The organism is Pectobacterium atrosepticum (assembly GCF_000740965.1).
GTDB classification, from domain to species: Bacteria; Pseudomonadota; Gammaproteobacteria; order Enterobacterales; family Enterobacteriaceae; genus Pectobacterium; species Pectobacterium atrosepticum.
This window is the reverse complement of the sequence record NZ_CP009125.1, coordinates 2,702,340-2,718,637: the sequence shown is the minus strand read 5'-3', so window position 1 is coordinate 2,718,637 and position 16,298 is coordinate 2,702,340. Positions and strand designations below refer to the sequence as shown.

The window sequence follows — 16,298 nt, the reverse complement described above, 5'->3', positions numbered from 1 at the left end:
GTGAGTAAAGAGCGGCGGCACATGATAGGGAATGAGGAAGCATAATGTTCAGGTATTTGATTATGGTCGTGGGCCTCAGCATCTCGCTAGTCGCCTGCTCAAGCCCGAATTTAAGAACTCCGGTTAGCTGGAGTTATGGCACTGGCAGCAACATTGATATCACTAACAATACGCGAACGGAATTTTATCGTGGTGGAAAACTTATTTACGCCGATCGTGAAGCGGGCGGCGGGGCGGGCGGACTGCTGAGTGACAGAATCACAGGCCAGCGTTATTACTGGGCTGGGGGCGGCGGGTTACCTACTGATGGTGTTCCCGTCCCTGACAGGGCTTCGATCGAGATGGTGTCCCTCTACGATCGCAAGCGGTATCGCATCAAAGTCGATTTACCGGCTGATTTAGCCCAGCAAATGCAGCAGCGCTATCAGATTGGCAAGCGTATTGATCAACGTAGCTGGCTCTATTTTGGCCTTGCACCCGGTGGTTATTATGAAGTGCTATTGCAGGGGGATTTACTTGGCGTCAGCCCAGATCTGTTGCTTGCCCGTGGTATTGCCGAGGAAGTGACGGACAATTGGTATGATAAAAGATTTCCAATCGGCGTGAGCCAATACACTGTGACGCTCCAAGACTTTGACAAAAAGTACGGCGCACTATTTAAGCAGCACTCCATCCCACAGGGAATGGACTGGGCGCCGATCATGGATGATTACCGCGCCAAGCAGCCTAAAACGGACCAGCAGCCTGTGAAGTGATTGTGTCACCGTGAGTAAAGAGCGGCGGCACATGATAGGGAATGAGGAAGCATGATGTTTAAACAATGTATTGTGTTGCTGGGTCTTTGCGTTTCATTGGCTGCTTGTGCGACGGCTCCAACGATCCCAGCTTTTTCATGGCGATATGGTACTGGCAGTAATATCGATGAAACGTGGACGACCAACGTTGAATTTTATCGTGGAGGAACATTAATTGGCGGCTATCCAGGGGGGGGCGTAGGACCTGGTGCCAGTGTAAAACGGATTACGGAAAAACGTTACTATTGGGCCGGCGGTGGCGGTTTACCTGTAGAAGGAATTGCGGTTCCCGACCGCGCGGTGATAGAAATGGTGTCTCTCTACGATCGCAAGCGTTACCGCATCAAGGTTGATTTACCTGCGGATTTAGAACAGAGAATGAGAGCAGTTTATCAAGTTCAGGGGCGCTACGATCGCCGCGAACGTTTGTATTTTGGTCTGGCCCCAGGCGGCTATTATGAAGTGGTCTTGATGGGGAGGGGACTTGGCGTCAGTCCAGATTTGTTGCTTGCCCGTGGTATCGCCGAAGAGGTGACAGACAATTGGTATGATAAAAAATTTCCGATTGGTGTGAGCCAATACACCGTGACGCTCCAAGACTTTGACAAAGAATACGGCGAACTGTTTAAACAACACCCTATCCCACTGGGAATGGACTGGGCGCCGATCATGGATGATTACCGTGCTAAGCAGCCTAAAACGGACCAGCAGCCTATTAAATAAACCGATTTATCTCGGTGTTTTAATAAACGGATTAATAAGGGAATAAAAATGGGTAACGCAGTTAAATTAGGCGATAGCGACACGGGGCACGGTAACCATCCGCCGACGCCCGTCGCGGCGGGCTCATCAACGGTTAAGGTTGATGGTATGCCGTTGGCTCGACAAGGCGATCCTCTGGTTCCTCACGGCCATGACCGGAGTATTAGCGGTGGTTCATCCGCCGTGCTCATTGATGGAAAGCCTGCTGCTCGCACTGGTGATGCGGTTAGCTGTGGCGGCGTGTTGATTGGCGGGGGAACGGTGAGCATTGGGTGAGGGTTTATTTACGCCTGATATCTGTCGACGCAAATCCTAATAAAGCCAGCGCAGGTTTCTCTGGCTGGCTTTTTCCCTATGTGGTGTGGCGCAAGTATTACATCTGACGCACCGCAATACAGCGATCGGCGATCAGGCGGGCGACCCAGAATGAGGTTTGTGCCACGTCGCTATGTAGTCCATTCTCCTTATGGATATCGGCCTGATGCAGGAAATCCTGTTCCAGAGAATCCACAAAGTTATCGAACTCGAACTCACCCCGCCGTTGCGTTCCTGACTGGCTAAGTACCGTGTTCAACTGTGCTCTCACCAGATGAATAGCCTGAGTGAATGATTCACGCTGAGCGGGCGTAATGTATCCGCCTCGCTTGGCGAGATCCGCCCAGCGAGGCGGTGTGGACGATGTCATCGCGTTTGGCATCTTAATTCACCTGTAAGTTGGCGGAGTCGGGTACTTTGTAGTGATTATTGACGTTCGTCAGGTTGATATTGTTGCCTTTGACGTTCAACCCTTCACTGTCGCTTTTCACGAACGAGAACTTGCCGTTTTCTGCGTCAATGTTACTCAGGTTCAAATTCCAGTCACCCTGTTGTCCGCCGTTGGTGCGGACGAACGTACCGAAATCTTTCGCTTTGAAGTTATCGATAGTCAGGTTGGCATCCGCGTTCAACTGGAAAATTTTATCGGAAGCGCCCTGAGCACTGCTGTTAGTGATTTCAACGTTGGCAGGTTTACCGCTGTTTGACTTCACCGTCAGTGCATCTTCACCGACGTTGGTCCAGTGCACGTTATCAATTTTGGCATCGCCGCGAACGTGTACGCCGTCCGCCGCATTATCACCAAACACCACGTTTTTCAGCGTTGCGCCTTGAGCCAACTCAAACAGTGGTTTCTGGCCTTCAGCCTGGCCGCCGTCACCTAATTTACTGCTGGCGGTAAAGGTTTTGCCGCCGCCGTCAAAAACTTCACCGGGGCCGACTTTGATGGTGTCGTTTACTACTGTGGGGTTAGCGCTGGCGGTTGGGAAGGAAACTGGGCCAGCACCTGCTGTTGACGCAGCTGAGCCGTTATCAACGCCGGTTGGCGCCGCCGTTAGTGGGGCGGACGCGGCACCGCCGTTACCGCCGACTGATGAAGATGGTGCTGAAGGCGCAGTTGGGGAGCCACCACCACCAGAAGGTGCAGACGATGCAGCTGGGGAGCCACCTCCACCACCAGATGACGCCTGCGGCGCGCCCGTTGACGGAGAGCCGCCACCCTGTGACTGGCCGCTACCTTGCGGCTGACCAAATTCACCTTTCTGTGAATCCATCAAATTACCGATCAATTCCAGCAGCGCTTTTAACAGATCGTTGCCGCTTAGTTGGCCACCGCCGTCTGCCGTTGGATTGATCGCGTTATCTAACGCACTGCCTGCCGAATCTTGCAGCAGGGAACGGCTCAGATCCTCTGGATTTTGTGCGCCACCCGCGCCTCCAGTACCGGATGAACCCGTCAGCGGTGAGGCACCGCTGTTGCCGCCTGCTGCACCCGACGAACCGGAAGAGAGCGGATTCCCTGCTTCCTGGCCATTTTTGCTAGGGATCAGCGCTTCCAACAGCTTCATCAGCATATCGGCAGCGCTGCCGTTTTGCCCTAATGCTGAACTCCCTCCATTACCTATCCCTGCCTGGCCCTGCGAACTGCCGTCTGTTGATGAGGGAGTATTGCCTTGTGAATTGGGCAGAAGGGCACTCAACAATGTGCTCAGCGCTTCCATCAGTTGGCTATCTTGCTGCCCAGAACGTGGTGACGCCCCGCCATTGCTGCCTGAAAGCGGGGAATTCAGACCTGTCGATGACAGACCTGCGCCGGGTTGTATGCTGAGCGTAATCGTCATATCAGCCATAACATCTCCTTGAAAGTGAATAGTGATGGGTTATTAACAGGCTTATGTCTGTTGCGTATTAAGTGAAGAGCGGTGTGATGTGGTTCCCGAGCGGGGAAGAGAAAGATGATGGGGAACCAGAGGGGGGAAATGACCACTTAACTGGCACGTTCACTTCATCACCTTTGGAACTTGTTATGCAGAAAATCCAGCATGCTCAGCCCAGTCTGTCCATTTCGGAAATTGCACCTGCCGCGCTAGCTAAAACATCGTTATCGCAGGGCAGTAGCACCAGTGCGAGCCAGAAGGGGGCGCAATCCCTGATTCAGCAAGGTTTGCATGATAAAAACAAACCGCCTGAATTGGAGCAGGGAAGCAGTCAGGTAAAGAGTCAGGGGGCGCGATCGACGACTTTACGCGAGCTATTTTCATTGGAAGGTATGAGTCAGAGCTTGCCGCGTTTTGCTTCCACCGAAGCTGCTGAAATCAAAATAAACGGCAGCGGTAATCCTACATCCGCCGCTAAATCCGATATCACGCTGGACAGCCACGGTAAGCTTCAGTTCGGCAAGGGCTTACCGGAAGCGCTGACTACGCTGTTGCAGCAAACCATAGGGAAAAACAGCCAACCGTTCGTTGCCCATCATGAAAATCAAGATGGGCGAGCGGGCGAACAGCAGCATGCGTTAGCCGACAAATCAGGGCGACTATTCGTTGTTCAAAGTGATGGAAATCAGCATATTGCACTTCACAGCAGCGGACGAAGCACGATGCCGTCAGGTAAGTCGGGAGGGGATAACGTACAGCTGGAATCTACGTCGCAACATCTCTCTCTGCAAACAAAGTCTGGTGAAGCCACCAACGTGCCACTATCTGGACGGATGAATCACGAGCTATTGACGGGTATCCACCGACAGCCTGACTCGGCTTCAGGTGCGGGCGAGCAATTGCGCCTGCATGACGGCAAGCTGTTTTCATTGAATACTGAATTTGGCGTCTGGCAGAAAAACAGCGACGTCCCCCATAGCCAATTATCCCGGCAGGGAGATGGTCAACTGTATGCAGTCAAAGATGACCACACGCTGAGCAACTTGTCGTCGGGGACGGCGTCATCGCCCTTCAGCGATAAAATCACGGCGTTCTCAGCCAATCAGAACGGACAATCGGCCGTGCTGACCGAACAGGATCATCTGACACAATTGCATCTGATGAACGAGCTGGATGCCGCGCCGCAGCCAGTGGATCTCAAACTGGAAAATGGTGAACCGGTGTATGCGAAAGCGGTGGGGTTAACCGCTGAACATCTGCTCGTTGCTGATAATGATGGAGAACTTTATCACGCACCGCTGCCTGAGGCGGGCGAGCAACACGCCACCTTAACGCCGGTCAGTACGTCTGAACTGAATGCGGCATTGGGGACTGACCACCGTATTACCGGATTTGCCCACGATGAACACGGGCAGACGCAGGCACTCGCCACCGATCGTCAGGGACAAAAACACGTCGCGTCTCTGGGGCAAAATGGGGTGTCGCCAACGCCGGGATGGAACCTGAGCGACAGTCTGGTGGTGGATAATAAACTAGGTCTGACGACGGAGTCACCAGCAGCGAAAGACACCGTAGATCTGGGACGACTGGGGCAAATAGGGCTACAGGATGGCAAAGTTCATTTTTACAACGGCAATACTAAAAACTGGGAAGCGTCCAGCGTTGAAGCCAGCCAATTAAAGCGCGGGCTGGATAATCAGGCTTACACGCTGAAAGATGGTGAAATCACGCCACTGTCCATCAATCAGAAATCAGAGTCGTTTACGCACGGTGACAACACCGTTTTTGCGCTGTCGCAGGTGCGTATGACGCCGTCTGCGGGCACTGCGCTCCCTGGGATCGCCAAGGACGACGGTGTCTCGGCGATGGCGGTGCTCAACCGCAATAAATTTATTGCCGTCGATAAACAGGGTGATTTGCATTTCCACCAGATCAAGCCGGGAACGGAGAAGCCCGCTGCGTCGCCGCTGGCGCTGCCTAAAAATGGGTTATCCGGTGAAATACAGGACATCACGCTGGATCACCAGCAGACGTTGTTCGCTCTGAATAAAGAAGGGCATCTCTTTCAGCTACCGAAAGACGACTGGCAGAATGCCGCGAACCATGACAAGGCACAATGGCAGCCGGTGAAGACGCCAGCAGAAGGCAAAGTGAATTCATTGGGTACGGATGCGCAGCATCATTTGCAGGTTGCGCATGACGATCATGAACTCCATACCCAACACGGGAGCGCGTGGAAAACGACAGTGCCGAAAGGAGAAGCGCCATTACCTTCGGAAGCGCGTGCGGCAGAAACGGTGTTTGGTCGGCTTGATGTGGCGACAAAAGGGATGAAGATACCGTTGACCGGCGTGTCAGTTAAAGCCGATGTTCAGATCTTGGGTAAAACGGGTGAAGAGTCACAGCAGGTTAAAAGCAAGCTGTCAGATTTGCTCAGAGCCCATGTTGTCTCGTTCTCCATGGAAGTACCCCGACCGCTAAAAACCTTTTCCGATCATGTGCAGCACCACATCAGCGGCCGCGAAGGTCTGAAGCCCGTTTACGACATGCAGACCGAATTACTGAAAAAGCTGGACGCCACGACGAGCCAGCCGCAGGGAACGGCGATGGATCTGGCGAGTAAGCTCGACACGCTGGATCTGGGGGAGAAGGGGAAACCGTTGGTGAACCTGTTAAAACAGTTCCAGACCGAACTGGAAAGCAGTTCGGCCAAAGCGGCTCTGCTTATCGGCAGGCAGCAGGGCGTGGTGAACGATAACGGTGTGATGAATCCGGAAGGCAAGCCAGCCAGCGTGCACGGCAGGGAAAAAGATCTAGCTCCGGTGCTGCTGGCAGCGATGGAGAGCCATCCGTCATCGAAAACGAGTACCGCCGGTACGCTGATAAAAGCCTTTGTAGACAGTAAAACACCGATAGCGCAAAAGCCGAATAGTGAGGCGTTTGGGCAGCAGCGTGATACCAGTGATGCTCTGTCGCTGGCAAAAACGCGTCTGGTGCTGGATACCCTGGTGTTAGGTGATTTGCACAAGCTGACCGATCGCGCTGGGGCGCTATCAGGTACCTCGCCGAATGAGGCGGCGCTGGCATCGATGATGAAGGAGCTAAACGCGTTACGGCAGGGGGAATATGGTGACAATCCGGTGAAGAAAATGACCGACATGGGATTCACCAACCATAAGTCGCTGGAAGCGGATTACGATTCGGTTAAAACCTTTATGAAGGCGTTCAGGAAAGAAGAGAATGCCGTCAGCGTGACCTCGAAAACCGTGATGCAGGCGGCGAACCAGACGGACATGATCGATAAAATGAAGGCGACCGTTTTGTCGTTGGACAGCAACGAAAGCATCGCCTTTAACCGGACCTATGGCGGCGGGGCATCCATGTCGTTTGTGGTCAACGGCACGCCTCTGCCTTTCCCTCCGGTGCCGGGCGGCGGTGTCAGCGGCGAAAGAAATTACAACCTGAGTTTTTCCCGTGGTGAAAACGGCATTAATGTCGCCTTCGAGCGTTCGGGCGGGATTACCGGGAAAGTGAGTTACTCCGGCGGATATGACGTCAGCGAGTATCTGACAGGAAAAACCTCGGCGCAGATGACGCAAAACATTAACAGCAAACACAGCTTTGCACCGGATGTCCGAGCGTCATTCGGCGTATCCGCCAGCCTGCAAATGGCGCAGCAAAACGCCCTGAACTTTACCCTCAGCGAAGAAGAACTGCCCGGTTTTATTGACGGTCTGTCGAGCGGTACGATCAATCCGCTTGCTCTGTTGGATAAAGGTGAGCAGCACAGCGTGAAGGCGGGTAAAACGGTCAGCTTCAATCTGGATAGCAATGCGGCGCTGGAACTGCGCGGTGGGATAAACCTGACAGAAAAAGGTGCGGCACCCACCAGCGCCACATTACGCGGCTCTGTCGGCCTGACGGCGAGCGCTAATATTCTGTCTGGCGCCAGTTCGTCCAGCATCGCGCAAGGTGAGCAATCCTCCACCTACACCGAATCCGACAACCGTCTGCGCTTCATGAATCAGGCGGCGATGGGGGCAAACGCGACCATTAGCGCCGGGGCAGCCAGAAACACACCAGAGGGGACGGTTCCGTTCTTTACCTCAGCCAGCGTTGGGGTGAATGTGGCGGCAGACTCGCGTACTAACCAATCGATTAGCCTGGGCATGAAGAAAGCCGAGCCGTTGGAGAAAAAGGATATCGACGCGTTGACCAAGACGCTGAACTCCGCGTTTAACGATCCTGCCAGCCAACTATTGATCGACGGTGTGAAAAAAATGGCAGAACCGGACGATCAGCTTGCCATTCTGAATGAGCACTTCGCCGATAAAACGGCCAAAACCGACGATCAGCATCAGGGGTTGATGAGTTTGCAAAAATTGAACGTGCGACAGGATGTCGCCCAGCGTGATGGGGCGACGCTGGATAGCGTTAAGCACACGACGTCCTACACCAATCTCAGCAAACTGACGGAAAATGGGCTGTTTCAGGTCATCGGCAACCATTTGTTTTCTTCGCTCCCGCCAAGTAATGCCGACCGTATCAATCAACTGATCGCGGACAACCCGGCACTGAAGGATATCGTAAGCCGCTTGCAGGATAGCGACAGCGCCTCAGTGACGGTTGGACTAGAGCTGAAAGACGATGTGCGGGAAAAGATAGAGAAGGGCATTCAGAACAAGACGCACGGCAAAGATGATGTCATTGCGCTGTTTAAAGACGGTAATAATTTACGTCTCGCCAGCATCGATGTCTCGCAGACGGTGAAGAAGAGCGAAGGGTTCAATACCCCGGCAGTCATCATCAACGCCTCAAGCAGTGCAGGCGTCAGCATGAATAAACTGCTGGGCAGCGTCAGCTTCAGCTACGGACAGGATCAAACCGTACCGCAAAGCTACAAACTGAGTGGCGAGATTGCAAAAGCCAATCCTGCTACCGCTAATGCGTTGCAGCAGCTACAGCAAGAAGGCTTGCAGCTTAACGGTTAATGTAAACAAAATGCTGTGATTAAAGGAGAACAGGATGACACCGACACAACAACATATTGCCCGCTTATTACGCCATTATGGTGCGCTCAACCGGACTCAACTGGGCTTGCAGAACGGGATCTGCGCACTGCGCGAGCCAGACGGGAAGGAAGCGGTGGTTTTGGAAGTCCCCGCGAGCGGCAGCGCGTTGGTATTGCATAGTGACGTGATGCGGTTTCAGGGAGACGTCGGCACCGAGGTGTATCAACTGATGCTGATGCTTAATTTTGAGATGGCGGCGATGAAAGGCTGTTGGCTGGCGTTGGATGAGAATTCGACGCTGCGTTTGTGCACTCAGCACACCGCAGAATCGTTAGATGAACCAAGTTTTACGGCGCTGCTGCCCGCGTTTATCAGCCAGGTAAAAGAGACCCGACTTCTGATTCGCGGGCTATTGCCACGGCTCATGGCAGCTTAACGCCGCAATCTATTGATCCATGGCAATAAAGGCCAGCATCGTTTCGCTCCCGTCCAGAATATCAGACTGGATGGCCTGTCGAGCGGCACTGGCATCGTGTTGCTGTAAGGCTGCGAGAACGTCTTCGTGATGTTCTATCGCCATCTGCACGGAAAAATGTGCATAGGCCTGCGCAATCAGCGGGCCAGTGCGCATCCATAAGCTGCCGATAAACTGCGTTAACAGCGGCATACGTGCTGCCTGTGCCAGAAACAGGTGAAATTCGCTATTCAACTGCAATGCTTCGCGTAGGTTTTTCTCGTCAATCGCCAGACGATTCTGGCGAATATTTTCTTCAATTTTCTCCAACATCTTCGGCGTAATGTGCGCGGCGGCCAGTTCGGCGCCCGTTCCTTCCAGCGCCAACCGCAAAGTGCGGATTTCTTTAAACTGATCTTCGGTTAATTGGGGGACACGAATATCGCGCGGCGTCTTGAGCACCAGCGCCTGTTCTTTCGCCAGTTGCAGGATTGCATCCCTTACTGGCGTTACGCTGGTGCCAACCTGTGCGGCAAGCTCCCGTATCCTCAAGCGATCATCCGGTTTGAGTTGGCCGGTAATTAACGCTTCACGCAGCATGGTGTAAACGCTGGAGCCCAGATAGCTGTGATTGATCTGCCCAATTGGATAATTCACTGTTCCCCCAGAGAGAAGTGCTGCGCAAGGTGATGAGATAAAGATATGGTTTGCTACCGCAACGGACTCGCGGCGATGAAGCGCTAATATACAATATGATGCATCAACGAGGCTATGGGGGAAGTATCTCTCTGGCAGAAAATCGTCAAGAAAGGGTCATGAAATACGCAGTATTGTGTGACGAGGTGTAACTAACCTAAAATTATTGCTTAGGAAGATATTTTATCGCGTCTTAACGTAAACCAATTGTCATAAAATTATATATTACCTGACATATTGAGCTTGGTAATTAACGGTTCTACTATGCCGAAAAATTATTATCATCAGGGATGAAACCATGCGTGGTTTTTTTAGGCTGATTGTTATCATGCCTGCGTTATTTTCTTCTATATCATTTTCTGTATTATCCGCGCCGCTTAATCCAGCGGACAGAATTGATATTCAGCAGCGGCAGGCCGAGGTGATCGACCAATCCCGGCAGCAACGCGATGACTTATTGCAGTTAAATCAGCCACAAGAGACGATAAATCCAGCCGGTGGAAGCGATGCAGGACACTGTTTTACCATTAATGAAATTCATTATCGCAACAGTTCTCTGCTGAGTGAAAAAGATAAAAATACGTTAAATAAAGATTATATCAATCGTTGTATTAATGTTAATAATATAAATCAGCTGATTCATGATGTCAGCAATTGGTATATCGAACAGGGCTATATTACTAGTCGTGCTTTTATTTCCGAGCAAGATCTGTCGAGCGGAATATTACAGATTGATATTCTGGAAGGTCGTCTCGAATTCATTAATATTAATAATGAATCGACGCGAGCCTTAAAACAGGTTTTTCTGGGGCTAGAGGGCGAAATCCTCAATCTCCGCGATATCGAACAGGGCATGGAACAACTCAACCGCATGCCGACGCAGCAGGTGAGTATCGAAATTCAGCCCAGTAGCCAGCCTGGCTATTCCATCGTTAACCTCACCAGTAAAAAGCAAATTCCGCTGACGGCAAACATCAGTTTTGATAATAGTGGGCAGAAAAGCACTGGGGAGCAGCAGCTAAACGGCGGCCTGTGGGCGGATAACGTGCTGGGGCTGGCCGACCAGTGGTTTATCAACGGCGGACACAGCAGTGAATTTCGGGATAGCCGCAATACCGAAAGCTTACAGGCGGGCTTATCGCTACCCTATGGCTACTGGATGCTCAGCTATGACTATTCTCAAAGTCGTTACCGCAACGATTTCACTAACCGAGATTTTCTCTGGCATTCAACGGGTGACAGCCAAACGCACCGCGCCACGCTTTCACGTGTGGTGTTCCGTAATGGCGACATGAAAACCAGCCTCTCGGCGGGCATGTCACACCGTATCGGACAGAACTACCTGAACGATGTTCTGCTGCAATCCAGCAGTCGCAAACTCAGCAGCGCCATTATCGGCATTAACCACAGCCAGAAACTGTGGGGCGGGCTGGCGACACTCAATCCGGCTTACAGCCGTGGAACGCGCTGGTTTGGCGCAGAAAGCGATGACGGTAAATCTGACGATGCGCCGCGCGCCGAATTCAATAAGGTGACGCTGGCGGCCAGTTATTACTACCCGATCGCTGACAACCTCCATTACCTCACCAACCTCTATGGCCAGTATTCACCACAGCGCCTATATGGCAGCGAGCAGGTGACGCTGGGCGGGGAAACCTCCGTGCGTGGTTTCAAAGAGCAATACCTTTCTGGTAATCGTGGTGGCTACTGGCGCAACGAAGTCAACTGGCGGGCGACGCAGTTGCCGCTGTTGGGCAGTGTCACGCTGACGGCGGCGGTGGACGGCGGGCATCTTTTCTCACAGCAGGCAGACAGTGAATCGTCGGGCACGTTGTGGGGCGCGGCGGTAGGAATGGGCGTTGCTAACCAATACCTCTCACAGCAAATCACAGTTGGTTGGCCGTTGGCACACCCCGACTGGTTAAAACCGGATCACGCTGTTGCTTATTATCGCGTTGGACTTTCTTTTTAATTGTTAATTTTTTCTTGTTAACTTTTTATTGTAAGGCAGGGGATCAGGGATGAAACCAATAAAAACCACACAGCGCCTGCTGGCGTATACGCTGATCCACTTCATTGCGTTTCAGCCGCTATTGTGTAGCGCGCCGTTTTTTTTTGCATAGAATCATGATTAATTCCGCATAAGCTATAATCCCCATTTAACCGAGATTCAGCATTGTGCAATATCAGTCGCGAGGGTGACGTGTGAGTGATTACCAGATTAGTGTCGGCCGCTATGCTCGGCTGACGTCATTACCAAATGGGGTCTATGCACTTGTGATATATGGGGAGAACGTGAAATCAAGCGTGGCGACCCCGGTTGGAGGGAATCGCGCTGAGCTTCTTGGCCTGACAGAAAAACATAGCCCTCTAAGTTCAGGTGAGCGTAGCGGACTGGCTGACTATTTAATGCAGCGCGGTGTTCCTGAATAGTATTATTTCCAGCTAAATAAAAAGCCCGCCAGATGCTACTGGCGGGCTTCGCTTTCCCTGGCATATCATTATATTTTTAAAACCAACAACATAATGACATTTGGGCTGGCTATTTTATAAACGTTTATACAGATCAATTATGTGTTATTGATCGGTTGTAGCGATCAATCCACTATCTGGCACAGTCGGCCACTCGATATCAGTAGTGCTCACATCAACTCGACTCAGCAGCACCGTATATTTTTGCCACTCGGACAGTGCAGCTTTCTCGTCATCCGTCGCAATGTCTAGATTGACAGCATATGTCAGCTCGTTGATGCGTGCCGTGGCTGCGGCTTTACGCGTTGCCAGTTCCTGCTGTGCCGCTCTGATCTCTGCGGCGGCTTGTGCGACTTTATCTAGCACCCACGCTTTACCGTTCCACTTATCAAACTCGGTTGCCGGAGCCAGAAACGTCATATTTTCAGGCAGAGCACCGAATTGCATCACCGTCTGCGGCTGGCGGGTTTCTGTGCTGTAAACGGTCTGGCCGCGATAATCTGGCACTTGTTCCCACGATTTCCCATCAGCGGAACGGCGCAGGGCTTGGCCGACGGGCGGTAATTCTGGCTCGTCGGTATAGCTGTCGGCAGGAATACCAACACCCTGCATAACATACTCATAGCTGGCGTTCTGATATTCCCGCGTAGCCGGATTAACGTGATAAACCGTAATCCAGCCCGTGTTGATTGCCAGGCCGCGTTCGTTCAGTTCTGCGTTTTTAATTTGTGTTGAATAGTTGCTCATTATGCTGCTCTCACGATGTAGTTAAAGGCAATGTTGCGGGGACGGTTTTCGTTAGCTGTTGGGACTGCTCGCGACGCATCAAATCTCATGCGTGATGGGCATGAGTTTCCAGCAGCATCAGGAATCGCGCCGACCGCAAATTCATATAGCAGTTCAAATACACCACTGGATGACAACGTTTCACCTAAAAACTGCTGGCTTGCTGCGCTAGTCCAGATTTCGCCGACTATGTTCCTGATCGCGTCACTTTGAGCGCTAAGCAGAGCACGACCAGAATCGACGCCGCGCCCGTCATCCCAACCCCGCATAAATTCACCGCGCAAGTCTGGTAAAACACCTGCTGGATATGCTGCGGCCAGACGCGGGAATGCTGATGTATCAAAAGGTTGACCATTGCATTTCAGCCATCCGGTCGGAGCGGTGGCGCGCGGCCACGGTTGAGGGATACCAGCTGTCACAGCTAATTCGTTTTGCACAAACGCAGTTGATGCGAGCTGCTGAGTGCTGGTACCGCTTGCAGCAGTTGCCCCATGCGGTAATCCATAAAAATTAATTTCGCCGTTATCAATGCGTATTGATGCTCCGGATCGATGCTCTAGAGTCAGCCCTTGCTCATTTGTGCCGTATCGCAGCCCGACGAATGCTATCGCCTCAGTGCTTGCTGCATTGTTAAACTGGAAGTATGCGCGCTGACCATAGTTTTCTGGTTTTACCGTTATCACGTCATTATCAACTGAGAACAGTTTTTTTCCCGTCACACGCTGAAATGTATCTAGCGTCATAGCGTTGATGTTTGACAAAAATAGCGGCTTGTTTGGAATGTCAGCGCCGTTCTGGTCTTGTGCCAACGCCCGGACATCACCAGCATTCAGCGTTATGTCAGCAGATAGCGACTTACCGTTAACTATTCGAGTCGATGGCACACGGTCATTCATGCTCACGTTTGTTGCAAACGTTGCTTTTAACGCCGTTAATAACTGATCAGTTTTATTCGGATCAATGACAATATCAGCATCTGCTAATACATAAATAATCTCAGCTTGCGAATTCCTGATCGCCGCTTGCACATCATTCATAAATTTCGCAGTGACAATCGTTCCCAGTTCACCCGTCAGCGGATTACCGTCGTGAAATACATTATCCGGCGTATTTACCGGGGGCATTAGGTTTTGCATAATCAGTTTTCCTGATACGAGAAATAACAAAAGGTGTGTGCTGGTTTCAGGTCATTGAATACCGACTCAATAACCGTGTCACCGAATGACAATAGACGCTCTCCGACCGCAGATAATCCCGCCCTGAAATAGTATTTTTTTACCTGCGTACCGGTAACATTGACGCGCCACGCCCAAAGAACGTCGTGATGCATTATTTGCTCACCGCAGCGGCTTACGCCTGTGCGGAACGGTCGCAGCTCATCAATCGTTATTGTGTAGCCGAGTCGTGATGCTAAACGCATAAAATATGGAATACTCAGCCCACCCGTTTCGGCAAGCTTTATCAGCACGTTGCCGAGTCGCTGCTGATAGCTGCTATCGACGGGTAGCGTGATAGCCAGAACGCGCTCCCAATCTGCTAACAGGCTTTGTGCAGCAACTGGCGTGATGCCGCCGAGCACGCGATTAGCCAGCAGCCTGGCTGCGTCCAGCACATTCCCTTCGACTTCCAACTCTGCGGCGATAACGGGCTGTGTCGCATCATATGAAACAGGTGGTAGTAACAGGCCGAGTAATGTTTTCGACTCACTCATAGCAATGACACCGCTATATTTGCAATTCGTAGCCACTCGACTTTATTTTCATCCGCTGCCGGATAAATATTGGCGGCAGGAGAAATAATATTGCGGTCTGTCACGCCGGATAATTGCGAAATAATCATTTCAGCCTGACTGCGAATAAACGGCTCACCGGGCGCGAGCGTATTGATATAATCCGTCAGCGCGTGATTAATTGCCGTTGTCGCTTCAATCAGTGTCACGCCAGACAGGGACACCCGCGCATCAATATCGATATTCTTGATTGTCGGGCCGATTATCATCGTGTTTTTTGCTGTGACCGGGCGAACATCATCAATGTACGTCTGCACCGCGCTAATGATTTCATCAGACGGCAAGCCGTTTGCAGACGTGATAACCACATCAACGGTTCCAAGGCCACGCCGGAGCGGATAGACATACGCAGACGTAACTCCTGTGATACTCAGCGCCCAGCGTTTGTAATCGTACTTATTCCCGCCCGCAGGGGGGCGGCGGATCAACTCAAGCAGACGCGCCAGCATTTCAGCGTCAGTCTCTTTGTCCGTTCCGCCCCCAATCAGACCAATGCTCACCGTGCTGTCATAACCATCCGGCGCACTGGAGAACGTGCCAGACATCACAGCGGTAGTGTTACCGACCGCGCCGGATGCTAACGCAATGACAGGAATAATTGCTTTGCCATCTGCGCCCACAGTGCCAGCCGCAGTCGTTGTGAATGACAGGCTACCGCGATTGATAATCTGCCCGACTGGCGCGACCGCGCCGACTTCGCCTGTGGCCGTAATTTCACCCGTGGCTGTGGTTGCAGCTTTACGTGAAATATCACGTAACCGGCAGTGCATCTCTAAAAATTCAGTGTCGGCCGTATCAGGGAATATCTGGCGAACTATCCAGCCTTGATGCTGATAAATGCCGGTCACAGCACTTGCTACGGACGATGCACGGACATAAAAATCACTGTCGTCGCTAATATCTGCATCCGGGCGCAGGTTTTTCAGGTCACGCAATAGACGACTGCGTGCTTCATCGAACGATGGTGTGATATGCGGCATCAGCTCACCCTTACCGGATGTCTAAAGGTTTGTGTTTGCTGTGCGGCCGTTGTGACCTCGATCAGCAACACCACCCAACCTGGCTCACTCGCAGAGACAGAAACGGAAATAGCAGAGGCGCGGCCATCGTCAACAATCGGCTGCAATGCTTCAGCCGCGTATTGCTGCGCCAGCTTATGCACCCGCGCAACGTCTTTCTCACGCGCCAACAGATGCAGCTTTGAACCTAACGACGGGGCGGCCCAGTACGAGCCTAGCGGCGTCATTAGGCGCAGATAAACGGCATTCGCTAATGTCGTTGTCGTCGTGCCGGTGTAATCGCTGGTTGTCGGGTTCAGTAAATTATCCATGCCGCCAGAAT

General features: G+C 52.0%; 13 protein-coding genes and 1 pseudogene. 6 read left to right on the top strand and 8 right to left on the bottom strand.

What is annotated here, in order from left to right; genetic code table 11:
- Positions 1–44 precede the first annotated feature (44 nt).
- Genes GZ59_RS12010 through GZ59_RS12000 form a run of 3 tightly spaced genes read left to right on the top strand, consistent with a single transcriptional unit; the run spans position 45 to position 1,832 of the window.
- Complete coding sequence (locus GZ59_RS12010; protein WP_011093669.1) at positions 45–755, top strand: DUF2931 family protein; 711 nt, start codon at positions 45–47, stop codon at positions 753–755.
- A 51-nt stretch (positions 756–806) separates the two neighbouring features.
- Positions 807–1,517 carry a DUF2931 family protein gene (locus GZ59_RS12005; RefSeq protein ID WP_226302341.1) on the top strand — a complete coding sequence of 237 codons (711 nt, stop codon included), beginning with the start codon at positions 807–809 and terminating at the stop codon, positions 1,515–1,517.
- Positions 1,518–1,565: 48 nt separating this feature from the next.
- On the top strand, positions 1,566–1,832 hold the full coding sequence (locus tag GZ59_RS12000) for a type VI secretion system PAAR protein (protein WP_039292052.1): 267 nt from the start codon (positions 1,566–1,568) through the stop codon (positions 1,830–1,832).
- Between the two features lie 97 nt (positions 1,833–1,929).
- Here the strand turns inward: GZ59_RS12000 and GZ59_RS11995 are convergent, their stop codons facing one another.
- A complete protein-coding gene (locus GZ59_RS11995) occupies positions 1,930–2,253 on the bottom strand; it encodes a hypothetical protein (RefSeq protein ID WP_039292049.1) in 324 nt (107 codons plus the stop codon).
- A 1-nt stretch (position 2,254) separates the two neighbouring features.
- Positions 2,255–3,721, bottom strand: a complete 1,467-nt coding sequence (locus GZ59_RS11990; protein WP_039292046.1) for a pectate lyase — start codon at positions 3,719–3,721, stop codon at positions 2,255–2,257.
- A 176-nt stretch (positions 3,722–3,897) separates the two neighbouring features.
- Here GZ59_RS11990 and GZ59_RS11985 point away from each other — a divergent pair, with 176 nt between their 5' ends.
- Positions 3,898–8,739 (top strand): AvrE-family type 3 secretion system effector, encoded by a 4,842-nt coding sequence (locus GZ59_RS11985; RefSeq protein WP_039292044.1) that lies wholly within the window; start codon positions 3,898–3,900, stop codon positions 8,737–8,739.
- Positions 8,740–8,773: 34 nt separating this feature from the next.
- Complete coding sequence (locus GZ59_RS11980) at positions 8,774–9,196, top strand: type III secretion system chaperone (RefSeq protein ID WP_011093675.1); 423 nt, start codon at positions 8,774–8,776, stop codon at positions 9,194–9,196.
- Positions 9,197–9,205: 9 nt separating this feature from the next.
- On the opposite strand, the gene GZ59_RS11975 is transcribed toward GZ59_RS11980, so the two are convergent.
- The gene (locus GZ59_RS11975; RefSeq protein WP_011093676.1) at positions 9,206–9,871 is read right to left on the bottom strand and encodes a GntR family transcriptional regulator; all 666 of its coding nucleotides are present in this window, start codon (positions 9,869–9,871) and stop codon (positions 9,206–9,208) included.
- A gap of 337 nt (positions 9,872–10,208) precedes the next feature.
- Between GZ59_RS11975 and GZ59_RS11970 the strand changes: the two genes are divergently transcribed.
- Positions 10,209–11,882 carry a ShlB/FhaC/HecB family hemolysin secretion/activation protein gene (locus tag GZ59_RS11970; RefSeq protein ID WP_039292041.1) on the top strand — a complete coding sequence of 558 codons (1,674 nt, stop codon included), beginning with the start codon at positions 10,209–10,211 and terminating at the stop codon, positions 11,880–11,882.
- A gap of 605 nt (positions 11,883–12,487) precedes the next feature.
- Here the strand turns inward: GZ59_RS11970 and GZ59_RS11965 are convergent.
- The 5 genes and pseudogenes from GZ59_RS11965 to GZ59_RS11945 form a co-directional block, all read right to left on the bottom strand.
- Positions 12,488–13,129, bottom strand: a complete 642-nt coding sequence (locus tag GZ59_RS11965; protein ID WP_039292037.1) for a tail fiber assembly protein — start codon at positions 13,127–13,129, stop codon at positions 12,488–12,490.
- Positions 13,129–13,578: pseudogene (locus GZ59_RS24080) on the bottom strand (phage tail protein); the annotation flags it as partial. The pseudogene GZ59_RS24080 and the gene GZ59_RS11965, both read right to left, overlap by 1 nt.
- A gap of 728 nt (positions 13,579–14,306) precedes the next feature.
- Positions 14,307–14,879: a YmfQ family protein gene (locus GZ59_RS11955; RefSeq protein WP_039292035.1), complete on the bottom strand. Its 573-nt coding sequence runs from the start codon at positions 14,877–14,879 to the stop codon at positions 14,307–14,309.
- Entirely contained in the window at positions 14,876–15,937 is a 1,062-nt protein-coding gene (locus GZ59_RS11950; protein ID WP_039292032.1) for a baseplate J/gp47 family protein, read from the bottom strand. The genes GZ59_RS11955 and GZ59_RS11950 overlap by 4 nt, the downstream gene beginning before the upstream one ends.
- Positions 15,937–16,287 carry a phage GP46 family protein gene (locus tag GZ59_RS11945; protein WP_039292029.1) on the bottom strand — a complete coding sequence of 117 codons (351 nt, stop codon included), beginning with the start codon at positions 16,285–16,287 and terminating at the stop codon, positions 15,937–15,939. Before GZ59_RS11945 ends, GZ59_RS11950 begins: the two co-directional genes overlap by 1 nt.
- Positions 16,288–16,298 lie beyond the last annotated feature (11 nt).